Annotated in this window: 20 protein-coding genes and 1 pseudogene; 12 read left to right on the top strand and 9 right to left on the bottom strand. The window is 58.9% G+C overall.

From position 1 onward, the window contains the following. Nucleotides 1-159 precede the first annotated feature (159 nt). The 5 genes from FHW77_RS18815 (at nucleotide 160) to FHW77_RS18835 (ending at nucleotide 7,912) form a co-directional block, all read left to right on the top strand. On the top strand, nucleotides 160-1,110 hold the full coding sequence (locus FHW77_RS18815; protein WP_004443593.1) for a phosphoribosylaminoimidazolesuccinocarboxamide synthase: 951 nt from the start codon (nucleotides 160-162) through the stop codon (nucleotides 1,108-1,110). Nucleotides 1,111-1,112: 2 nt separating this feature from the next. Continuing rightward, nucleotides 1,113-1,772 carry a TetR/AcrR family transcriptional regulator gene (locus FHW77_RS18820; RefSeq protein ID WP_004443597.1) on the top strand — a complete coding sequence of 220 codons (660 nt, stop codon included), beginning with the start codon at nucleotides 1,113-1,115 and terminating at the stop codon, nucleotides 1,770-1,772. A gap of 198 nt (nucleotides 1,773-1,970) precedes the next feature. After that, nucleotides 1,971-3,173: an efflux RND transporter periplasmic adaptor subunit gene (locus FHW77_RS18825; protein ID WP_006699119.1), complete on the top strand. Its 1,203-nt coding sequence runs from the start codon at nucleotides 1,971-1,973 to the stop codon at nucleotides 3,171-3,173. A 54-nt stretch (nucleotides 3,174-3,227) separates the two neighbouring features. Next, nucleotides 3,228-6,317, top strand: a complete 3,090-nt coding sequence (locus FHW77_RS18830) for an efflux RND transporter permease subunit (RefSeq protein WP_004443603.1) — start codon at nucleotides 3,228-3,230, stop codon at nucleotides 6,315-6,317. A gap of 149 nt (nucleotides 6,318-6,466) precedes the next feature. Further along, complete coding sequence (locus FHW77_RS18835) at nucleotides 6,467-7,912, top strand: efflux transporter outer membrane subunit (RefSeq protein WP_022556884.1); 1,446 nt, start codon at nucleotides 6,467-6,469, stop codon at nucleotides 7,910-7,912. 117 nt (nucleotides 7,913-8,029) lie between these two features. On the opposite strand, the gene efp is transcribed toward FHW77_RS18835, so the two are convergent. Beyond that, on the bottom strand, nucleotides 8,030-8,599 hold the full coding sequence (gene efp / locus FHW77_RS18840) for an elongation factor P (RefSeq protein WP_004443607.1): 570 nt from the start codon (nucleotides 8,597-8,599) through the stop codon (nucleotides 8,030-8,032). A gap of 250 nt (nucleotides 8,600-8,849) precedes the next feature. Here efp and epmA point away from each other — a divergent pair, with 250 nt between their 5' ends. The 3 genes from epmA to FHW77_RS18855 all read left to right on the top strand — a co-directional run bounded on the left by epmA (nucleotide 8,850) and on the right by FHW77_RS18855 (nucleotide 11,546). Beyond that, nucleotides 8,850-9,914 carry an EF-P lysine aminoacylase EpmA gene (gene epmA / locus FHW77_RS18845; RefSeq protein ID WP_004443610.1) on the top strand — a complete coding sequence of 355 codons (1,065 nt, stop codon included), beginning with the start codon at nucleotides 8,850-8,852 and terminating at the stop codon, nucleotides 9,912-9,914. Further along, nucleotides 9,911-10,975: a lysine-2,3-aminomutase-like protein gene (locus FHW77_RS18850; RefSeq protein WP_044459699.1), complete on the top strand. Its 1,065-nt coding sequence runs from the start codon at nucleotides 9,911-9,913 to the stop codon at nucleotides 10,973-10,975. Before epmA ends, FHW77_RS18850 begins: the two co-directional genes overlap by 4 nt. 379 nt (nucleotides 10,976-11,354) lie before the next feature. Then, on the top strand, nucleotides 11,355-11,546 hold the full coding sequence (locus FHW77_RS18855; protein WP_003492264.1) for a hypothetical protein: 192 nt from the start codon (nucleotides 11,355-11,357) through the stop codon (nucleotides 11,544-11,546). A 275-nt stretch (nucleotides 11,547-11,821) separates the two neighbouring features. On the opposite strand, the gene FHW77_RS18860 is transcribed toward FHW77_RS18855, so the two are convergent. Further along, complete coding sequence (locus tag FHW77_RS18860) at nucleotides 11,822-12,058, bottom strand: Lrp/AsnC ligand binding domain-containing protein (RefSeq protein WP_003521320.1); 237 nt, start codon at nucleotides 12,056-12,058, stop codon at nucleotides 11,822-11,824. A 101-nt stretch (nucleotides 12,059-12,159) separates the two neighbouring features. After that, nucleotides 12,160-13,086, bottom strand: coding sequence for a LysR family transcriptional regulator (locus tag FHW77_RS18865; RefSeq protein WP_004443617.1), 927 nt, complete (start codon nucleotides 13,084-13,086; stop codon nucleotides 12,160-12,162). A 129-nt stretch (nucleotides 13,087-13,215) separates the two neighbouring features. On the opposite strand from FHW77_RS18865, the gene FHW77_RS18870 reads away from it, so the two are divergent. From FHW77_RS18870 to modC, 4 genes are all read left to right on the top strand, one after another. After that, nucleotides 13,216-14,499, top strand: coding sequence for an NAD(P)/FAD-dependent oxidoreductase (locus FHW77_RS18870; RefSeq protein ID WP_004443619.1), 1,284 nt, complete (start codon nucleotides 13,216-13,218; stop codon nucleotides 14,497-14,499). 307 nt (nucleotides 14,500-14,806) lie between these two features. Further along, on the top strand, nucleotides 14,807-15,598 hold the full coding sequence (gene modA / locus FHW77_RS18875; protein WP_004443622.1) for a molybdate ABC transporter substrate-binding protein: 792 nt from the start codon (nucleotides 14,807-14,809) through the stop codon (nucleotides 15,596-15,598). A gap of 47 nt (nucleotides 15,599-15,645) precedes the next feature. Beyond that, nucleotides 15,646-16,353 carry a molybdate ABC transporter permease subunit gene (gene modB / locus FHW77_RS18880; RefSeq protein WP_004443624.1) on the top strand — a complete coding sequence of 236 codons (708 nt, stop codon included), beginning with the start codon at nucleotides 15,646-15,648 and terminating at the stop codon, nucleotides 16,351-16,353. Continuing rightward, nucleotides 16,350-17,426 carry a molybdenum ABC transporter ATP-binding protein gene (gene modC / locus FHW77_RS18885; protein ID WP_044459698.1) on the top strand — a complete coding sequence of 359 codons (1,077 nt, stop codon included), beginning with the start codon at nucleotides 16,350-16,352 and terminating at the stop codon, nucleotides 17,424-17,426. Before modB ends, modC begins: the two co-directional genes overlap by 4 nt. Here modC and FHW77_RS18890 read toward each other — a convergent pair. The 6 genes and pseudogenes from FHW77_RS18890 to thiC form a co-directional block, all read right to left on the bottom strand. Next, entirely contained in the window at nucleotides 17,410-17,790 is a 381-nt protein-coding gene (locus FHW77_RS18890) for a winged helix-turn-helix domain-containing protein (RefSeq protein WP_044459697.1), read from the bottom strand. The genes modC and FHW77_RS18890 overlap by 17 nt on opposite strands. Nucleotides 17,791-17,793: 3 nt before the next feature. After that, complete coding sequence (locus tag FHW77_RS18895) at nucleotides 17,794-18,798, bottom strand: P1 family peptidase (protein WP_044459696.1); 1,005 nt, start codon at nucleotides 18,796-18,798, stop codon at nucleotides 17,794-17,796. An 88-nt stretch (nucleotides 18,799-18,886) separates the two neighbouring features. Then, complete coding sequence (locus FHW77_RS18900; protein ID WP_004443635.1) at nucleotides 18,887-19,660, bottom strand: thiazole synthase; 774 nt, start codon at nucleotides 19,658-19,660, stop codon at nucleotides 18,887-18,889. Nucleotides 19,661-19,663: 3 nt separating this feature from the next. Further along, a complete protein-coding gene (gene thiS / locus FHW77_RS18905; protein ID WP_004443639.1) occupies nucleotides 19,664-19,861 on the bottom strand; it encodes a sulfur carrier protein ThiS in 198 nt (65 codons plus the stop codon). Then, nucleotides 19,830-20,832 (bottom strand): annotated as a pseudogene (gene thiO, locus FHW77_RS18910) (glycine oxidase ThiO). Before thiO ends, thiS begins: the two are co-directional and overlap by 32 nt. A gap of 1 nt (nucleotide 20,833) precedes the next feature. Continuing rightward, nucleotides 20,834-22,657: a phosphomethylpyrimidine synthase ThiC gene (gene thiC, locus FHW77_RS18915; RefSeq protein ID WP_004443642.1), complete on the bottom strand. Its 1,824-nt coding sequence runs from the start codon at nucleotides 22,655-22,657 to the stop codon at nucleotides 20,834-20,836. Between the last annotated feature and the right edge of the window lies 1 nt (nucleotide 22,658).

Raw genomic sequence — 22,658 nt, forward strand, 5'->3', positions numbered from 1 at the left:
TTTTAGAATGATAGTTTCCAGAACCGGCTAAAATACCGGCCTTTGTCGGCCGATAACATGGCGTCTGGTCCTGTTTCGGGAAACATGTAATAGGATCGAGCAGGAATTTAGACCGATCAGGGCGTTTGGCGTCCTGTAAAGACAAGAATTGGAGAGCCCGTGCGCATTCTCGATGAAGCCGTCATTCCCGAGCTGCCGAATTACTACCGTGGCAAGGTGCGGGAAAATTACGACCTGCCCGACGGCAATCGCATCATCATATCCACCGATCGTCTCAGCGCCTTTGATCGTATTCTCACCTGCATACCTTATAAGGGGCAGGTTCTGACACAGACGGCCCGCTACTGGTTCGAGCTGACGAAGGACATCTGCCCCAATCATGTGCTCGAATATCCCGACCCCAATGTCGTCATCGGCAAGCGGCTCGAAATACTGCCGGTCGAAGTGGTCGTTCGCGGTTATCTGGCCGGCACGACAGGCACCTCGATCCTCACCCTTTATAAGAAGGGCGAACGGCAGATGTACGGTATGAGTCTGCCGGATGGGATGAAGGACAACCAGGTCCTGCCCGAACCGGTGATCACACCCACCAGCAAAGCCTTTGATGGCGGCCATGATGAACCTTTGACGCCTTCGGAGATCGTAGAGAAGAAACTCCTGACGCAGGAGCAATGGAACGTGCTTTCCCATTATGCGCTGGCACTGTTCAAGCGCGGGCAGGAGATTGCCGCCAGACAGGGCCTCATTCTCGTTGACACGAAATACGAATTCGGAACGGATGAAAACGGGACGATCATTCTGGCCGACGAGATACACACACCGGACAGCAGCCGCTACTGGATGGCTGACAGCTATGAGGAAAGCTTTCGAAACGGCACAAGGCCGGCAAGCTTCGACAAGGACTTTGTCAGAGCCTGGGTTGCCGAACGCTGCGACCCCTATAAGGACGACGTACCAGAAATTCCGCAGGACCTCGTCTTGCAAACCTCGAAAGTCTATATTGATGCTTACGAACGCATCACCGGACAGAGCTTCGTTCCCGACGATAGCGGCGAGACGCCGCTTGCAAGAGTACGCCGGAATCTGGAGCGGTTCTTCCCCGGAGTCTGACTGTGAACAAAATGATCGAACAGGCGAGAAAGGCCGACAGGAAGGGTGACCGTCCTGTCAGACGCCGGCCCCGCCGTTCCGCCGAGGAAACCCGGCGGGACATTCTCGCCAAGGCGGAAGAGCTTTTCCGGGAGCGCGGTTTCAACGCCGTTGCGATAGCCGATATTGCCGCGGCGCTTGGTATGTCTCCCGCCAATGTCTTCAAGAATTTCAGCTCGAAGAACGCGCTCGTCGACGCCCTTGGCTTCGAACAGATCGGCGCTTTCGAACGCCAGATCTGTCCGCTCGACAAAAGCCATGCGCCGCTTTCCAGATTGCGTCATCTGGCGCGCAACCTGATGGAGCAACACCACCAGGATCTCAATAAGAACCCCTATGTCTTCGAAATGATCCTGATGACCGCCAAGCAGGACATGAAGTGCGGAGACTATTACAAATCCGTCATCGTGAAGCTGCTCGGCGAGATCATTCAGGATGGGATCGAAGCCGGAATCTATGCCGCCACGGATGTTTCTCCTCTAGCGGAAACCGTGCTCCATGCGCTAACCAGCGTCATTCATCCCGTCCTTATTGCGCGGGAAGATATCGGCAATTTGGCAACACGTTGCGATCAACTCGTCGATTTAGTCGATGCGGGATTGCGCAATCCGCTTGCTAAGTGACGATTCCCAATTTACGTCACCTTCTCGCAGTTGCTTGCGAAGCGCAAAAGCCTGCGCTTCTATGCGCATGCGGTCCGGATAGAATAAGCGAATCGGGTCCCTTCCAAGGCCTTCGCCTGTCGTATCTGTCTCCGGACGCGCATCCGCCGAGCGACATTGCGCTTATAGTTGAATGCGATCGATACGCAGGGAAGAACAATGAGCCGACGTATTTTACCCCTACTTGCTTCTCTGTGTGTGACCGCGATTCTGGCGGGCTGCAGCGATGGCGGCGAAAGCAGCCAGAACGCCGCCCAGGGCGCAGCGCGTCCGCCGTCTCCGGTCAGCGTCATTTTGATGAAGACCAGCGAATATCCGTTGACCACTGTTCTGCCCGGCCGCGCCAGCGCGTTCCAGACGGCTGAAATCCGGCCGCGGGTCACCGGCATCATCCGTGAAATTCCCTTCAAGGAAGGCAGCGAGGTGAAGCAGGGCGACGTTCTCTACCAGATCGAAGACAATACCTATCTGGCGGAAGTGGCGCAGGCCAAGGCAAACGTGGCGAAGGCGGAAGCGAGTGTCCCGAGCGCCGAAGCCAACCTTGCCCGGTACGAACGGCTGGTTAACAGCGGTGCCACCCAGATCGAATATGAAAACGCCAAGGTGACGCTGCTGCAGGCGCAGGCCGATGTGGCCCAGACCAAGGCGGCGCTGGAAACGGCGGAGATCAATCTCGATCTCACGAAGGTCCGTGCACCCTTCGACGGCATTACCAGCGCAACGGCCTTCAGCATCGGCAACGTGGTGACCGCGAACCAGACGACCGCTTTGACAACGCTTCGTCGCATCGATCCGATTTACATCGACCTGATGGAATCCAGCACCAATCTCCTGCGTCTGAAAAAGGCGATATCGTCCGGTCAACTTGGTGGCGACACGAAAGAGACCGGCATTCATCTGACACTGGAAGATGGCACCGAATATAAGCATGACGGCAAGATCGACATGTCTGACATGGCGGTGAGCGAAACGACAGGCACCTTCTCCATCCGCGCCCTCTTCGACAATCCGGACGATCTCCTGCTTCCCGGCACCTATGTTCGCGCCACGCTGACCATCGGCAAGGAAAAGGGCTTCCGTATCCCGCAGCGCGCGGCGAGCCGAAACGCCAATGGCGAGCTGACGGCAAAATTCGTGACAGCGGAAAACAAGGTGGAAACCCGCACCTTCCCTTCCAGCCAGCAGTCGGGCAACGCCTGGCTGGTGACGGAAAACGTCAAGGATGGCGACAAGCTCATCGTCGACGGCTTCCAGTGGATCGCGGACGGCGCAACCGTGGCGCCGGTGGAAGTGACCATTGACGATCGGGGTATCGTCGTTGTGCCGCAGCAGGCTCAGCCTGCCGCCGCGCCTTCGAAATAAGCATGAGCGCGAGACCTCCGGTCGAAGCTCGTAAAAGGTAAGGCAAGGACTGCCATGGCCCATTTCTTCATCAGGCGCCCTGTTTTTGCATGGGTTATCGCCATCGTCATCATGCTGGGCGGCGCCCTTGCGATCTGGACTCTCTCCATTTCGCAATATCCCGACATTGCACCGACAACGGTCCGCGTCAGCGCGACCTACAATGGCGCCAGCGCCGAGACCGTGGAAAAATCGGTGACAACCATCATCGAGGACGGCATGACCGGCCTCGATGACCTCACCTATATGACCTCGTCGTCCTCGACCGGCAGTTCCGAAGTGACGCTGACATTCGGTAACAGCATCCTGCCTGACATCGCGCAGGTTCAGGTGCAGAACAAGCTGCAGCTTGTCCAGTCGCAATTGCCCGATACCGTGCAGCAGCGGGGTATCCAGGTCAGCCGCTCGACATCGAGCATTCTGATGGTTGGTGCACTGATCTCCACCGACGGCAAGCGCAATTCGGCCGATCTCGGCGACGTCTTCTCCTCGCGTGTCGAAGACCAGATCAAGCGCCTGGAAGGCGTGGGCAGCATCAATGTCTTCGGCTCCGAATATGCGATGCGTATCTGGCTGGATCCCTTCAAGCTCAACAAATACCAGCTGACCACCGCAGACGTCACCGGCGCCATCGAAAGCCAGAACACCCAGGTTTCGGTCGGTTCGCTCGGTGCCGTTCCCGCCGTCAAGGGTCAGCAGCTCAACGTGACGGTGACGGCGCAGAGCCAGCTCACCACTGTCGCCGACTTCGAATCGGTCATCCTGAAAGTCGAAAAGGATGGCGCAACCGTCCGCCTCAGCGATGTTGCCCGTATTGAAATCGGCCAGGAAACCTATGGCGGCGATTCCCGCTCCAATGGCCGCCCTTCGGCCGGTTTCGCGGTCAACCTTGCCACGGGTGCCAACGCGCTCGACACTGCGGCGCGTGTAAAAGCTGCCCTGACCAACGTCGAAGGTTCGCTGCCTGAAGGCGTCGCGATCGAATATCCCTATGACACGACGCCGTTCGTGAAACTGTCGATCGAAAAAGTGGTGCATACGCTGATCGAGGCGATCATCCTCGTCTTCGTCGTGCTTCTGGTGTTCCTGCAGAACCTCAGAGCCACCTTTATTCCGATGATCGCCGTGCCGGTCGTGCTTCTCGGCACCTTCGGCGTTCTCGCGCTCACCGGGTATTCCATCAATACGCTCACCATGTTCGCCATGGTTCTGGCCATCGGTCTGCTCGTTGACGACGCCATCGTCGTTGTCGAAAACGTCGAACGAATCATGTCGGAGGAGGGTTTGTCGCCGGTCGAGGCCACCGAGAAGTCGATGGGTGAGATCACCGGAGCCATCATCGGTATCGCGCTTGTGCTCACCGCCGTGTTCATTCCGATGGCCTTCTTCGGCGGATCGACGGGCATCATCTACCGCCAGTTCTCGATCACCATCGTTTCGGCCATGCTGCTTTCGGCCGTAGTCGCCATCGTGCTGACGCCGGCGCTCTGCGCCACCATGCTGAAGCCGATCGACCATCACAAGAAGCAGCGCGGGCCGGGCGCGTGGTTCAACCGCGGCTTCGGCAAGACGACGGACGGCTACGTGTCCTCCATCGGTTATCTGCTGAAGCGGCCCCTGCGCGTCATGATCATCTTCGCAATCGTCATCGGCGGCTGCGTCTGGTTCTTCAGCAAGCTCCCCAGCTCGTTCCTGCCGCAGGAAGACCAGGGCGTGCTCCTGACCATCATCCAGACGCCGACCGGTTCGAATATCGAGCGAACCAATGAGGTGGTGAAGCAGGTTGAAAACTACTTCCGCGAAAAGGAAGCCGCCAATGTCGAATCGGTTTTCGGCGTTCTCGGCTTCAGCTTCAGTGGTTCGGGCCAGAACAACGCCATCGTCTTCACCAAACTCAAGGATTTCGCCGAGCGAACGGCTCCCGACCAGCACGCGGGTGCCATCGTCCAGCGCGCCATGGGCACCTTCTTCGGTTTCCGCGATGCCCAGGTCTTCCCGCTTCTGCCGCCGGCCATTCAGGGCATGGGTACATCGAGCGGCTTCTCGATGTATCTCGTGGATAGCGGCCGCAACGGCACCGATGCCCTGACCGCTTCGTCCAAGGAACTGATTGCGCTTGCCACCGGCAATCCGAAGATCAGCTCGCTTCGAAGCGACAGCCAGGACAACGAAACCCAGATGAAGATCATCCTCGATCAGGAGAAGATGGGGGCAATGGGTGTCGATCTTTCCTCTGTCAATCTGATGCTGTCGACGATCTTCGCCGGTCGTGACGTCAATGACTTCACCCTCAACGGTGAACTCAAGCCCGTCTATGTCCAGGGCGACGCGCCTTACCGCATGCAGCCGGACGATCTCAAGTTCTGGTATGCCCGCAACACCAGCGGCGAGATGGTGCCATTCTCCTCCTTCAGCGAGGTGAAATGGATCAACGCTCCTCCGTCTCTGGCGCGCTTTAACGGCACGGGCGCCATCTCGCTCGAAGGCACTGCCGGCGCCGGCGTAGCCTCCGGTGATGCCATGGACGAGATGGAACGGCTGACGGCGAGCCTGCCGGGCGGTTACACGGTCGCGTGGCAGGGCATCTCCTATCAGGAACGCCTTTCCGGCTCACAGGCACCGATGCTCTATGCGCTCTCGGTGCTGATCGTGTTCCTTTGCCTTGCCGCCCTTTATGAAAGCTGGTCCATCCCCTTCTCGGTCATCATGGCCGTGCCGGTGGGTGTCCTCGGCGCCTTGGCCGCGGCGCATTTCTTCGGCCAGTCGAACGACGTCTACTTCAAGGTGGGCCTGCTGACGACCATCGGCCTCGCGGCAAAGAATGCGATCCTGATCGTCGAATTCGCCAAGGAGAGACAGGAGCACGGGCTGAGTCTCATGGAAGCGACACTGGAGGCCGCGAAGCTGCGCCTGCGGCCGATCATCATGACATCGCTGGCCTTCATCCTCGGTGTTGTGCCTCTCGCAATCGCAACCGGTGCGGGTTCAGCCGCCCAAAATGCAATCGGGATTGGAGTGTTGGGTGGTATGCTTTCTGCAACACTGCTCGGAATTTTCTTCGTTCCGTCCTTTTTCGTCATCATTCGTCGCCTTTCAAGGCGTTAACAAAACAAAAATGGGCTGTGCCAACCGTTAATACGCTGCTAGAAATGTTGCCGATTTGGCAATTGCACGTTTCTACGGCAGATCGACCGCGCAGCCCATTTTTCACCAAGCCGCGCTCGGTAAGCCAACCAGAGAATTGGGAAAATTATATGCTGTCTATTCGCGCTACTCTTCCCCTGACAATGCTGCTGCTCTCAGGCTGCGTTGTCGGACCCGACCACAAGACACCGGAAATCCAATTGCCGGGAAAGTTTGCGGAAGCCGGAAAAACCAGTAACGGCGACATCAGCACCGTTGCGTGGTGGACAGCCTTCAATGACAGCCGCCTGAACGGTTACGTTGCTACCGGCCTGAAGCAGAACCTGACGGTGATGCAGGCCATAGAGCGTATCAACCAGGCTGAAGCCAACGTGATCTCAGCCGGCGCAGGCGGCCTGCCCAGCCTGACCGCCAATGGCAGCCACACGACCAGCGAAACGAAGGGCAGCTACCGCGACGTTCCTGTCACCAACGTCTCTTCCGGCAGCCTCAGCGTTTCCTGGCTGCTCGATCTCTTCGGCCGCTACCGTCGCGCCACGGAAAGCGCCAATGCATCGCTCGATGCGGCTTATTCAAGCGTCGACGTTCAGCGCCTGACGCTGATTTCCTCGGTTGCCTCGGCTTACATCGACGTGCGCTATTATCAGGAGCGTCTGGCGATCGCCCGCCATAACCTGGCTTCCCGCCGTGAAACACTGGATCTGACCAAGCTTCAGCTTGAAGCCGGTGCGGCTTCGCGGCTCGACGTTGTCCAGTCCGAAGGTCTGGTCAACTCCACCCTGTCCGACATACCGGGCCTCGAAACCAACTTCCGCAAGGCGGCGCACCGCATCGCCACGCTGCTCGGCCTGCCAGCTTCGTCGCTGATCGCCGAGTTGCAGAAGGGCGCGCGTCAGCCCGTGGCCCGCAGTGTGCCACGCACCGGCATTCCGGCAGATCTCATTCGCAATCGTCCGGATATCCGCGTCGCCGAGCGTGAACTTGCGGCAGCCGTGGCAAAGATCGGCGTTGCCGAATCGCAGCTTTATCCAAGCATTGAACTCGGCGGCGCCATCACCCCGAGCTACAACTTCGTCAGCGGCGGCAACAGAGGTACGGCAAACAGCTGGTCCTTCGGCCCGAGCCTTGTTCTTCCGATCCTCGATGGCGGCAGCATTCGCGCCAATATCGACCTCGCCAACTCGCAGGCGCGCGAAGAATATCTCGCATGGAAGCAGACGGTCCTCAACGCCGTCGAAGAGGTTGAAAACGCCCTTGCCGCAGTCAATCGCGACCAGCGCACCGCCGACGCATTGCGCAAGACGGTCGCTTCCTACCAGGAAGCGTTGCAGCTCTCGACCGCCAGCTACCGCGACGGTGCCTCTTCGCTGCTCGACGTTCTCGATGCGCAGCGTCAGGTTTCCGCCGCACAGGCAAGCCTTGCCACGGCGATCCAGCAGACCGCGCAGGACTATGTGTCGCTGAACGTGGCGCTGGGCGGCGGTTATGCCTTTGGCCAGACGACCGCGCCGAAGAAGCCGGCAGGCCCGACCGTTACGGCGGCCAAGGGCATGTAATCAACAGCCCGAAAAGACAAAAAAGCCCGCGTCTCGACGCGGGCTTTTTGTTATTCGCGGCATGGAATAAAAAAAGCACCGGGAACCGGTGCTTTTTTGTCTACTCGATCGCCAGGATCAGTTCTTGGCGCGCTCGACGTAGGAATTGTCTTCCGTCGCGATGACCACGCGAATGCCGGCATCGATATGCGGCGGCACCATGGTGCGGATCCCGTTGGAAAGAATGGCGGGCTTGTAAGAAGAAGACGCCGTCTGGCCTTTTACGACCGGCTCGGTTTCCGTGATCTCAAGCGTGACGTGGCGCGGCAGTTCGACAGCCAACGGATTGCCTTCGTGGATGGAAAGAACGCAGGTCATGCCTTCCTGAAGATAGGCCTTCTGGTCACCCATCGTCTCCGCATCCACCACGACCTGATCGTAATTCTCAGGGTTCATGAAGTGGAAGCCTTCGCCATCTTCATAGAGAAACTGGAAGTTCAGGTCTTCAACAAAAGCACGCTCGACCTGCTCGGTGGTGCGCCAGCGCTCGGAGACCTTCACGCCATCGACGATGCGGCGCATGTCCACCTGCGTGACCGGCGTGCCCTTGCCGGGATGAAAGTTCTGCGCGGTGAGAACGACGTAAAGCTTGCCGTCCACGTCGAGAACATTGCCCTTGCGGACGGATGAGGCGATAACCTTGACCATATGACTTCCTTGTAACTCGATGAAATGCGTCGTAAAGGACTGCGCGGCAGCACCAGCCCCGGCAGACGTTTTGTCTTTTTTCTGGGGCGCAACTACCTTAAATCCGCACGGATTGCCAGCCTTCTACAGCAATTCGCGGAAGAGTACCTAGCGGTTTTCGCCCCGGAACCGCTTTAAATAACGCAACCAGGTGTTTTGCAGCCTGTTTATCCGCAATCCGGGGCGGGACAGAAGACGGAAACGAAGAACGATGCGCGCAAGCAACGAAACAATGTCGCCATGGTGGACGCCCGACGTCCATGCCGACCGTCGCGCCTTCCTGCTTGGCCGCAACGCCGTCCAGTCGGCCTTTCGCGGCTATTTCGCCCGCGCCGATTTTCTCGAGGTCGATACCGCCACCCTGCAGATCTCGCCAGGCAACGAGGCACATCTCCACGCATTTGCCACTGAAGGCGTGACGCCGGGCGGCGACGCCGTGCCGCTTTATCTTCACACGTCTCCGGAATTCGCCTGCAAGAAGCTGCTTGCCGCGGGTGAAAAACGCATCTCCTGTTTCGCCCATGTCTACAGGAACCGGGAGCGGGGCCCGCTGCACCACCCCGAATTCACCATGCTGGAATGGTATCGCGCAGGCGAAACCTATGAGAGCTTGATGAAGGACAGCGCCACTCTTCTCGCTCTCGCGGCCGAAACCACGGGTACGAAACATTTTTCCTATCGCGGGCGCAGCGTTGATCCCTTTCTCGAGCCCGAACGCCTGAGTGTCGCTGAGGCCTTCGAACGCTATGCCGGAATCGACCTTCTGGCCACAATCAGCGGAGACGGCGAGACCGACAGCCGGCACCTTGCCGCAAGCCTCGCCAGTGCCGGCATCCGGGTGGCCGAGGATGATACCTGGGCGGATATGTTCAGCCGTGTCATCGTCGAACGGGTCGAGCCGGAACTTGGCTTCGGACGCGCGACAATTCTCGATGAATATCCGACAAGCGAAGCAGCCCTCGCCCGCAGATCCCCGAGGGATGCGCGCGTGGCGGAACGTTTCGAGCTTTATGCCTGCGGCGTGGAACTTGCCAATGCCTTCGGTGAATTGACCGACGCTGCCGAGCAGAGGCGGCGTTTTGAAACGGAGATGGCGGAAAAGCAGCGTGTCTATGGCGAGACCTATCCGCTGGACGAGGATTTTCTGGCTGCGCTCGCCATCATGCCGCCGGCAAGCGGCATAGCTCTGGGTTTCGACCGGCTGGTGATGCTGGCCACAGGCGCACCCCGCATCGATCTCGTCATGTGGGCCCCGGTTGTGGAATACGGACGATGACAGGCTCTGAGACCATCAAGACACCGGAGGCACTGCTGGAAGCAGGGCTGATCGAAGCCGGCGCACTCGACAGCCTGCGGCCGGTCACGCAGCGTTACGCACTGGCTATCACGCCAGCGGTTGCCGAACTGATTGACCTCGGCGATCCGAACGATCCCATCGCCCGGCAGTTCGTGCCGGATGCGGCCGAGCTTATCCATCTTGCCGAAGAGCGGGAGGATCCGATAGGCGATGACGCCCATAGCCCCGTGTATGGCATCGTTCACCGTTATCCGGACCGGGTTCTTTTAAAGGCGGTGCATATATGCCCTGTTTATTGCCGTTTCTGTTTTCGCCGTGAAATGGTCGGGCCGCAGGGTAATGGCATGATGAGCCCTCAGCAGCTGGACGCCGCGTTCGACTATATAAAGGCGAACCCGGCGATCTGGGAGGTCATCCTCACCGGCGGCGATCCCTTGGTGCTCTCCCCACGGCGACTTTTCGATCTGATGCAACGACTGAAAGACATATCGCATGTGAAGATCGTCCGCTTCCACACCCGTGTGCCCGTAGTCGATCCCGATCGCATCGATGAAGCGATGATCGACGCGCTGAAATCCAGCGGCAAGACGACTTATGTTGCCCTGCATGCGAATCACGCGCGGGAACTCGGCGACGCCGCAAGACTAGCCTCGGGACGCCTCATTGACGCGGGGATCGCCATGGTCAGCCAGACCGTGCTTTTAAAAGGTGTCAACGACGATCCGGCGATTCTTGCCGAACTGATGCGGGCATTCGTCGAGACCCGCATCAAGCCCTATTATCTTCACCACCCCGATCTGGCGCCCGGCACCAGCCACTTCCGCCTGTCGATAGAAGAAGGGCAGCGAATCGTGTCTGCCTTGCGCGGACGCATCTCCGGTCTCTGCCAACCGACCTATGTTCTCGACATACCCGGCGGCCACGGCAAGGCGCCCATTGGCGGAAATGCGGCTGAAAAGACCCGGGACGGCCGTTTTTCAATATCTGACTTCAACGGAAACGATCATATTTATCCGCCGCAGCCATCCGGACACGATTAAAAAAAGCTAAAAAAGCCCGTTGCGCCGGGCCTTTTGAAGCCGGCCCCAAGCGGAAACAAAAATTTCACAATTCCGCCCCTCTCCTGTCATCATAAAGAAAAATATTCTACCTATAACAATCAGCATTGATTTTAGTGCTGGTCTGGATTATCAGTGTGGAACTGGAGAACGAGTCTCCTGATTCCGGATCAACACCAATACAGGGAGTGTGTCATGTCAAAATACAATCGCATCAACGCAATCCTTGGTCTTGAATCCTGGAATGCTGGATTTAAATCCACGTGTTCCCGCTGCTGTCGAATGTGACTTAACAGTCTCAATTTCCTGAAAATCAGTTCGACAACATGCTGTGAGAAGTAGCCACAGCGGGAGTTTATCTATGCAGAAGCAAGTTATTGAATTCGCCGGCGAGCCCGTCGGCATCGTCATCCCGGACAACGACCGGCTGAAGTTTATTGCGGTGAAGTTCCACGTTCACGATCTGGACGAGCAGAAGTTCGACAGTGCGGACGATGTGCGGATCGCGATTCGCGACCTCGTGCGTAATCGGAACCTGGCCGCGGTAGCCTGATGCGCGAAAGCCATCGCCCGCTTACAAAACCGTCAAAACGAAAGCGCGCCCCATATCGGACCCGACATTGTGGGCCGGCGGCGCGCTTTTCCTTTGGCTGACAGTCCTGCCTGCAAGACACCGCCTTCCACTTTAATAGGTCTGCCTATGCAGGTTTTTGCGAAATTCGCAAACGCGCCTAAGCCTCCCACATTTCCTTGTTCCGACAAGGAGCTGAGCTGGCAGGCTCCCGGGACGGGCAGAATGAGAGGCCGTCGCAGACTCTCAAATTGTTATCAGAAGGCCGTAAAGGTCAGCGTTGTCAGCGAACGAACGATGCCCGGAATATTGACGATGTTCTGATTGATGAATTTGCCGATATCCTCTTCCTGCGGAAGATAGATTTTCAGCAGAAGATCATATTCACCGCTGGTGGAATAAAGTTCGGACACCAGTTCGGTTTTATAGATGGCGTCGGCGACATCATAGGTCTTGCCGGGCTCGCATTGAAGCTGAACAAAAATGGGCTTCACGGACATCTCCCGTATTGAAACTTTCAAGGCACGGCTCTGCGCCACGCATCACGGCGCACTATTGGCTGAGCCGCATCGTTCTTGCAAGACCGCGCAAGGGTTTAAGCGGAAAACTCGCCGGCCTCGACGCCGGTTCCACCTCCTGCCTCGGAAACGATCCAGCGCCGAAAGCTTTCAAGCGGCGCGTAACCGGCGCGATCCGGCATGCAGGCGAGATAATACGCCTCCTCGCTTTCCGCCTCGCCGGCAACGGCCGCGACAAGTCGGCCGCTTCGCAACTCCTCTTCGATCATGAAAGCAGGAATGAGCGACACACCGAGACCGGCGCTCGCCGCTTCGGCGATGGTGGTGAACTGATCGAAAAGCATGCCGTGTACATTGTCGAATACCACGCCGTGACTGCGAAACCATTGCTCCCAGGCATCGGGTCGGGTTGTCATGTGGAGTAGCGGCACATGAAGCAGATCATCAGGCGTTGAAAATCGGTGTCGCGTTTTGAAAGCGGGGCTGCATACGGCAACGATCTTTTCGTGCATCAGGAAAACAAGTTCGGTACCCGGCCAGTGCGGCAAGCCGAAATGAATCGCCGCATCGACCGTATCAGTCTTGAAATCGAAAAGCGAAGACCGCGTCAGAAGATTGACGGAAATACCCGGGTGGCGTGCGATAAAAGCGGGTAGGCGCGGCACGAGCCAGCGTGTGCCGAAGCTTGGCAGCACCCCGAGATTGAGCGTGCCGCCATCCGGATTGGCGCGCAGATTGAGGGAAGCCGTCGATATGCGCCGCAGGGCTTCGCGTATTTCCCGGCCATAACCCTCCCCTGCCCTTGTCAACCGGATCGTCTGTCGCTCGCGAAGGAACAGCGCCGCCCCGAGCTGTTCTTCGAGGGCCAGGATTTGCCGGCTGACGGCACCCTGGGTCAGGCCGAGCTCCCGCGCAGCTGCGGTAACGCTGCCGGTGCGCGAAGCGGCTTCGAATGCCGCGAGTAGCGAAAGCGACGGCAAAAAACGGCGAGGCGGCAGAACCATATTCCCTCATGGAATGAACTCTTGACGATATGTCGATATTCAACAGGCGGCGAGGCTTGTAAAGTCTTATAAACAAGGGCTTGTCACTCATACGAAAACCAAATGAACTCGCCCGGACATGGTGGAACGATGTATAATGACCCCCGCTCGCACGGCCTCTGGGAAAAGACCGCGCCGCAGCCACCCGCAACCGCTGCGTTAAAAGGCTCCGTGGCTGCCGATGTCGTTATCGTCGGTGGCGGTTTCACCGGGCAATCTGCGGCGCTCCACCTCGCCGAACGGGACATAAATGTCGCCCTGCTCGAAGCCAGGAAAATCGGCTTCGGCGGCGCGGGGCGCAATGTCGGCCTTGTCAATGGCGGCATGTGGGTCATGCCGAAGGAATTGCCTGGCGTGCTGGGCGAAACTTACGGCGAGCGGCTTCTCGGCCTTCTGGGCAATGCGCCACTTCTCGTGCGAGACCTGGTGGAAAAACACGCAATTCCCTGCGAGATCGAAAAAAACGGAACGCTGCATTGCGCAGTTGGTGAAAAAGGGCTCCGTGAAATCCGCGAACGCTGCGAACAATGGGCCGAAAGGGGCGCGCCCGTTCGTGTTCTCGATGCAGAGGAAACGGCCAGACGCACGGGCACGACAGCCTATTCCGGCGCACTTCTGGATACCCGCGCAGGCACAATTCAGCCGCTCGCCTATGTTCGCGGTCTCGCCGCCGCCGCGCAGAAGGCGGGCGCACGGCTGTATACGGATAGCCCCGTGGTAGCCACCGAACGCAACGGTGGACAATGGGTCGTGAAGACGCCAAACGGATCGGTAACTGCCAAATGGATCGTGGTGGCGACCGAAGCCTACAGCACGGGACCGTGGCAGGTCGTTCGCGATGAACAGATTTATCTGCCCTATTTCAACTTCGCGACCAGACCTCTCGGCGACAATCTGCAAAAAAGCATCCTCCCCGGCCGCGAGGGCTGCTGGGACACGAAGGAAATTCTCTCATCCTTCCGCATGGACAAGGCTGGCCGGCTGGTCTTCGGCAGTGTCGGGGCGCTGCGCGGCACGGGTGCCGCCATTCACCGCGCCTGGGCGAAACGGTCGTTGAAGCGGCTTTTTCCGCAGCTTGGGGATACCGAGTTCGAGTGTGAATGGTACGGCCAGATCGGTATGACCGACAATGCCGTGCCCCGCTTTCACAAATTCGCCGAAAATGTCGTCGGCTTTTCAGGCTATAATGGCCGCGGCATCGCACCGGGCACGGCCTTCGGCAAAGTCATTGCACAGCATGTTCTCGGTGAGATAACCGAAGCGGAATTGCCTTTGCCTTTAACGGAACCAAAAGCGCAGCCCTTCAGGGCTCTGAAGGAAGCCTATTACGAAGCAGGTGCACAGATAGCCCATTTCGCCGGCGAGCGTTTTTGATCCGACTTACGGTCCGACAGAAACATTGGGCCCGATATCTGATTACGACCTTTGCCGTTTCTTGTGTGCTTGCCATCCCCCACAGCTGTCACGGCGTTTCAGTCAGCCCAAATCTTCGGTCTGAAAAGACACTCCCGTGGCGCAGACGCTCATCCCATGCATTCCTGTTGCAAGCAGAGAACTGAGGTTGGAAGCCCCCCAACCCCGGGAATTTTGTCATCCTTCGATATATCCTTGAAAATATAATGAATGCGCGATAGGCCTATCGATATATTCATATGAATATCTCGTACCGGGGCATCACACCATGAGACTTTTGCGTCGCAGCTTCTTCAAAACCATCGCCACAGTGACGTCCTTCTGGCTGGCGGCCTCCTTTGCAGCCGTTCCGGCCCATGCCGCCGAAAAAGTCACGGTGTTTGCCGCAGCCAGCATGAAAAACGCACTGGACGGCATCAACGCCGAGTGGGCGAAGGAAAGCGGTAATGAAGCGGCGGCTTCTTATGCCGCAAGTTCAGCGCTCGCCAAGCAGATCGAGCAGGGCGCACCAGCGGATATCTTTATTTCCGCCGACCTTGCATGGATGGATCATGTCGCTGAAAAGAAGCTGATCAACGCTGACAGCCGCTCCAATCTTCTAGGCAACCGCATCGTTCTCGTCGCTCCCGCCGACAAGGCCAAGCCGGTCGAGATCAAGCAGGGCTTTGATCTTGGGGCTCTGGTAGGTGACGGCCGCCTGGCCATGGGCGCGGTGGATTCCGTACCCGCCGGCAAATACGGCAAGGCCGCGCTGGAAAAACTCGGCGTCTGGTCGTCGGTCGAACAAAAGGTCGCCGGCGCGGAAAGCGTGCGTGCCGCCCTGCTGCTCGTCTCGCGCGGAGAGGCGCCCTATGGCATCGTCTACCAAACCGATGCGGCTGCCGATCCCGGTGTGAAGATCGTCGGCACGTTCCCTGGAGACAGCCATCCGCCGATCATCTATCCCGTGGCCATTCTTTCGGAGGCAAAATCGCCGGCGGCAAAAGCCTATCTGAATTTCCTGAAGTCCGAAAAGGCAACGCCCTTCTTCGAAAAACAGGGCTTCACGGTCTTGAAATAAACTGCTTTCCCTGGCCCAGGGGCCGCAAGAGATGACGGTTACGGGATATGGCGTTGCATTGGTGGACACTCAGCCCTGAAGAATGGACGGCGATCAGGCTCAGCCTGTGGGTGTCCTCCGTTGCCATGCTCGCCAGCCTGCCGTTCGGCATTCTCATCGCCTTGGCGTTGGCGCGCGGCCGCTTCTGGGGCAAGTCTCTCCTCAACGGCATCGTCCACCTGCCGCTTATCCTGCCGCCTGTCGTAACCGGTTTTCTGCTGCTGGTTCTTTTCGGCCGCCGGGGCGCCATCGGACAATTTCTCGACAGCTGGTTCGGCATCGTCTTCTCCTTCCGGTGGACGGGGGCAGCTCTCGCATGCGCTGTCATGGCCTTTCCGCTGATGGTGCGCTCCATCCGCCTTTCCATCGAAGCGGTGGATCGCAAGCTGGAAGAGGCGGCGGGAACATTGGGGGCCAATCCGCTCTGGGTGTTCCTCACCGTTACCCTGCCACTGACCCTGCCCGGCATCATCGCCGGCATGATTCTCGCTTTCGCAAAGGCCATGGGCGAATTTGGCGCGACCATCACTTTCGTTTCGAACATTCCGGGCGAAACGCAGACATTGTCCGCCGCCATCTACACCTTCACGCAGGTCCCGGGCGGCGACGCCGGTGCGCTGCGGCTTACAATCGTTTCGGTTGCGATTTCCATGCTCGCTCTGCTCGTCTCGGAATTGCTGGCCCGCGTAATCGGCAAACGGATGAGCATGGAATGACGCTTTCGGTTTCCATCCGCCACCGTCTTGGCGCCTTCGAACTTGACGCGTCATTCACGTCCGAAGGCGGAGTGACCGCGCTTTTCGGGCGCTCGGGCTCCGGCAAAACTTCAATAATACGCATCATCGCCGGCCTGCTGCGGCCGGATGATGGACAGGTTTCACTTGATGGCAAAATGCTGACCGACAGCGAAAAACGACTGTTTCTGCCGGCGCACAAACGCCATTTCGGTTATGTCTTTCAGGAAGCGCGGCTCTTCCCGCATCTCAGCGTCGCCCAAAACTTGAACTACGGCGGGTGGTTCAATGCGAATAAAACCACGGGCACCGATCGGGACAATATCATCGACATGCTCGGCATTGGCCATCTTCTGCACCGACGCCCGAACAAACTTTCCGGCGGCGAAAAGCAACGTGTGGCTATCGGCCGCGCCCTGCTTTCTTCACCCAGATTGCTGCTGATGGACGAGCCGCTCGCCTCGCTGGACGAACAGCGGAAAGCGGAGATCATTCCCTATCTCGAACGGCTGCGGGACGAGACCAAAATCCCTGTTGTCTATGTCAGCCACTCGATCCACGAGGTCGCCCGTCTGGCCGATCGCATCGTTGTTATGAAAGACGGAACGGTGGAAACGCAGGGAAAAGCCGCCGAGGTGCTGGCAGGACCCGATTTCAGCACCCATCTCGAAAGGCGCGAGGCGGGCAGCATTCTTTCCGGGCGCATTGAAAGCTTCGACGAGCGGCATGGGCTTGCCGCCGTAAAGCTAAAAACCATGCTGCTTCACGTTCCGGCAAAAAGCGGAATATGCGGCAGCCCGGTGCGCGTGCTCATACCCGCACGCGATGTAATGCTTGCAACTGTAAAACCTGAAGGCTTGAGCGCGCTCAACATTCTCAACGGCCGTGTCGCAAACGTTTCCGTGAGCGAAGACGCCATGGTCACGGTTCAGGTGGATTGCGGTGGTGACATCATCCAGTCGCGCATCACAGACCTCTCTCGCGAAAGGTTGCAGCTGGAACCCGGAAAACCGGTGCATGCAATCATAAAGTCAGCGGCTATCGATCCCTATTGAGAGCAGCGTCAGGATTGCGGTTGGCCTCCAGCCAGTCGATATCCTGATGTAGGGCTTCGTTCATCCGCGTTTGCATGTCGCGATAACGCGCCAGCAATTCGGTGCCGAAGACGGTCAGCGCCGCCCCACCGCCCTGTTTGCCGCCGCGCTGCGATTCTATAACCGGTTGTCGAAACATACGGTTCAGCGCATCCACCAACAGCCACGCGCGGCGATATGACATGTCCATCGCCCGCCCGGCGGCGGAAATCGAGCCGGTCTCGACAATCAGTTCCATCAATTCGATCTTGCCGTGGCCGAGGCGTTCTCCGGGCGGAAAATCAATGCGAAGGACAGGTTTCAGTGGCGGAAGAGTCTCACTCATCGGTTAAAGGCTCCGTCCATGAAGATCGCGATAGGCCGTTTGCGCTCCATCCACCGGCAAGGCCGTCGCCTCATAGACGCCACGCGCCACGGCCCGCGCCATGACAATGGTGGCAAGATGGCAAAGTTCGGCGAAATGAACGCCGCGCTCAAGCGGCTTCTCGCCCGTCGCGGCCGCGAACATGGTGTCACCGTCACTCGGCAAATGGGCGGGCAGAACGGCGCGGGCCAACCCGTCATGCGCCATGATGGAAAGGCGATGTGCCTGCGCTTTCGTGAGTGCGGCATCCGTCACCACCGTACCGATGGTCGTTGCCGTGAGATTGACCCCCTTGAGGCGCAAGGCGGTATTTTCAGGCTCAAACCGTTGCGGAAAACTGCTTCCGCCAAACTCATCCGCCACCTCAAACGGAGCCGACCAGAAATGGCGGCTCGCGCCGAGGGTTGCCGAGCCAAGCGCATTGACGGCGACAATAGCCGCCACTTTATATCCGCCGGAACTGACAGCACTTGCCGACCCCAGCCCACCTTTGAAGGTCGCGGTCGTTGCTCCCGTCCCGGCACCGACCGTCCCGAGTTCGAAAGGCGCCGCACGCGCCGCCTTGAAAGCCGCATATCCCATGTCGCGATAGGGCGAATGCAAACCCCAGTCCTTGTCGCCGCCATTCAGAAGATCCATGAGGATCGCCTGCGGCACGATGGGTACGCGGGTGGAACCGACCTGAAGGCCGCGGCCGATCTCGCGCAGCCCGGCCTGAACGCCGCCTGCCGCATCAAGCCCAAAGGCCGAGCCGCCCGACAGCACGAAGGCATCCACGGTTTCAACCGTCATCGCCGGGTCGAGCAGGCCCGTGTCACGCCCGCCAGGCGCACCGCCCAGAACAGAACCTGAGGCAATGGCGGGCTTTTCAAAAACAATCGCCGTAACACCGGAGCCAAGGGAAAGATCGGTAACACTGCCGACCGAAACGCCGTCTATGTCAGTCAGAAGATTGGTGAGTGCCGCCATGCCTTTTCCCTTTTCTCCCGGTATCCCGCCACCATCAGGCACTGTCAACGCAAAACGTGACACGCCTGAGGTCGGCGACGAGCCGCGATCAGGAAAAAACCGCAGTCCCGATCACGGGCGTCGAGGGAACGGCCATGTCCCGCGGCTCCAGCGGTCCGGAAATATATGCCTGATGGCCGGCTTCTATCGCCAGAGCAAAAGCTTCGGCCATGCCGGCCGGGTCCCGCGCCCCCGCCACCGCCGTGTTGAGCAGAACGGCATCGTATCCAAGCTCCATTACGGTGACTGCATGCGACGGGCGGCCGATACCGGCATCAACAATCAAAGGTATGTCGGGGAAACGCGCCCGCATGGATTTCAGCGCCACCAGATTGAGCGGTCCCATGGCGCTACCAATCGGTGCGCACCACGGCATCAAAACCTTGCAGCCCGCCTCCAGCAGCTTCTCGGCGACGACCAGATCGTCGGTCGTATAGGGAAAGACCTCAAAACCATCGTCGCAGAGGATTTTCGCGGCTTCCACAAGCGCAAAGACATCGGGCTGCAGCGTATCGTGATGGCCGATGACCTCCAGCTTGATCCAGTTGGTGCGAAACACCTCGCGCGCCATCTTTGCCGTTAGCACAGCTTCCTTGGCGGTGTGGCAGCCAGCCGTATTCGGCAGGACGTTTCGATCCAGTTCGCGGATCAGTTCGAAAAACTGCCCGCCTTTCCTGCCGCCCGCCATTTCCCGGCGCAGCGAAATCGTCAGAATATCCGTGTTGCTGGCCCGGACCGCATCCGCGAGCACGGCGGGGGATGGGTACCGCGCCGTACCAAGGAGAAGACGGGACGAGACCTCACGGCCATAAAGCATCAGCATGGCTCAGCCTCCCTGCATCGGCGAGAGAATTTCGACGCGGTCAAAATCCTTCAGTTGATAATCGGCGCGCTCTTCCGAATGCACCAGTTCGCCATTCACCGCCGTCGCCAGCCAATCGCCTTCGTATTCGAGGCTGGCAAGCAGGCCGGCCAGCGTCTCGGCGGCGAGATCAAGCTCGTCGCCATTGACAAGAAGTTTCATGATTCTGTTCCTTCTGAGAGAGTTTGGCGAATGATGTCAGCCGCCTGCCGCGCCATGGCCGGAGAAAGCAGAAAGCCGTGCCGGTGCGCGCCGTTGATGAAAATGGTCCGGCAGTCCTGCATGACCCTGGGGAGATTGTCGGGATAAGCAGGACGCACACCCGTGCCGGATTCGATGATCCGAGCTTCGGCAAAAGCCGGATGCACGGCATAGGCGGCATTCAGGAACTCCATCATCGAACGGACGGAAATGGCCCCGGCATCCTCCGTCTCGATCATCGTGGCGCCCACCATGAAGCGGCCAGACTCGCGCGGGACGATGTAAAGCGGAATGCGCGGATGCAACAGCCGGACGGGACGGGAGAGGGATAGCTCCGAGGTAGCAAGGTAGATCATCTCTCCACGCACGCCGCGTAGGTTGGAAATTTCTTCCACTGCTGCAGCTCCGGTGCAGTCCACCGCCCGGTCGAACAATCGTTCATCGACAGGGATGCCCATGTGGAACCGCACACCCATGATAGAAAGCCGCTCATGTAGCGATTTCAGCGCGAGACGCGGATCGAGATGCCCCTCGCCCGGGAAATAGAGCCCGGAGCGGAAGCGACCCGCAAGATCGGGCTCCAGAGCGGCGATCTCGCCCTCATCCACCCAGCGATAACCGCTGGTCCGCGATGCGAAACGCGTGAGCTCTACCCTGTCGCGTGCTGGCGCGACGACCAGCGTGCCATTGCGAACCACAAGGCCGGGAGTTGCCTCGTCCCACCAGTCAAGCGCCACCTTGCCAAGCGTCAGGACCGCTTCCTCCGCATTTTCGCGCTCACACCAGGGCGCCAGCATGCCGCCTGCATAAAACGACGCTCCACGAGAAGGCTCGGCATTGCGCTCCGACACCTCGACAACAACGCCCCTCCGCGCCAGTTCGAAGGCCGCCGTCAAACCGGCGACCCCCGTTCCCTTGACAAGGACGTGCATTTTATTCGGCATTCGCAGGCGTCGGAAGCGGCATGTAAAGCTCACCGCCTTCCTTGAAGCGCGCGGCCATGGCCTCAAGCCCCTCCTTCTGCGCCTCGGCGCGGATGTCGTGGGAAATCCGCATCGAGCAGAATTTCGGTCCGCACATGGAGCAGAAATGCGCAACCTTGTGCGCCTCCTTCGGCAGCGTCTCGTCATGGAAGGACCGAGCCGTATCGGGATCGAGCGACAGGTTGAACTGATCCTCCCAGCGGAACTCGAACCTTGCACGTGACAACGCGTCGTCCCGCACTTGCGCGGCCGGATGCCCCTTGGCGAGATCGGCGGCGTGGGCAGCGATCTTGTAGGTAATGACACCCACCTTCACGTCATTACGATCCGGAAGACCGAGGTGTTCCTTCGGCGTAACGTAGCAGAGCATGGCGGTCCCGAACCAGCCGATCATTGCAGCACCAATGCCGGACGTGATGTGGTCGTAACCGGGCGCAATGTCCGTGGTCAGCGGCCCAAGCGTATAGAAGGGCGCTTCGCCGCAGGTCTTCAACTGCTTGTCCATATTCTCCTTGATCTTGTGCATCGGCACGTGGCCGGGGCCTTCGATCATCACCTGGCAATCCTTTGCCCAGGCGATCTGCGTCAACTCACCCAGCGTTTCCAGCTCCGCAAACTGCGCCGCATCATTGGCGTCAGCGATCGAGCCGGGACGCAGGCCATCGCCCAGCGAGAAGGAGACGTCGTAAGCACGGCAGATGTCGCAAATCTCGTCGAAATGCTCATAGAGGAAACTTTCCTTGTGGTGATGCAGACACCACTTGGCCATGATCGAGCCGCCGCGTGAGACGATGCCGGTGACGCGGTTGACGGTGAGCGGGATGTAATGCAGCCGCACGCCGGCATGGATGGTGAAATAATCCACACCCTGCTCCGCCTGCTCGATCAGCGTATCGCGGAACACTTCCCAATCGAGGTCTTCGGCAATGCCGTTCACCTTCTCCAGCGCCTGATAAAGCGGCACGGTGCCGATCGGCACCGGCGAATTACGGATGATCCATTCGCGGATATTGTGGATGTTGCGGCCGGTTGAAAGGTCCATGACCGTATCCGCACCCCAGCGGATCGCCCAGACCATCTTCTCAACCTCTTCCGCCATTGAGGAGGTGACGGCGGAATTGCCGATATTGGCATTGATCTTGACGAGAAAATTGCGGCCGATGATCATCGGCTCAAGTTCAGGGTGGTTGATATTGGCTGGAATGATGGCGCGGCCCGACGCCACTTCCTGACGCACAAATTCCGCCGTGACATAATCAGGAATATGCGCGCCGAAACTCTCACCGTCACGCGCGAGCTTCTCCTTCGCTGCCTCGCGCCCGAGATTTTCGCGAATGGCGATGAATTCCATTTCGGGCGTGATAATGCCCGCCCGCGCATAGGCAAGTTGCGTCACCGCCTTGCCCGCCGTCGCTTTCAGCGGCTGATGACGTACACCAAATTCAGGCGTCAGGCGTTCGCCGGTGGCGAAACCATTATCTTCCGGTTTGACGTGCCGTCCCTCGTAAGCCTCGACATCACCGCGCGCGACGATCCAGTCATGACGCAGACGCGGCAGACCTTTTTCGATCAGGACCGGATGGTTGAGGTCGGTATAGGGACCTGAGGAATCATAAACCGTGACCGGCGGCTCGCCCGCCGTCGGGTGCACTGCGATCTCGCGCATCGGTACGCGGATATGCGGATGCAAAACGCCCGGCTTATGGATTTTCGTGGAGGCGGCATGCGGGCCGGTTGTAACGACGAGCGGTATAGTCTTGGCAGCGATATTCATC

It is taken from the genome of Agrobacterium sp. RC10-4-1 (assembly GCF_014138475.1).
Taxonomy (GTDB): Bacteria; Pseudomonadota; Alphaproteobacteria; order Rhizobiales; family Rhizobiaceae; genus Agrobacterium; species Agrobacterium pusense.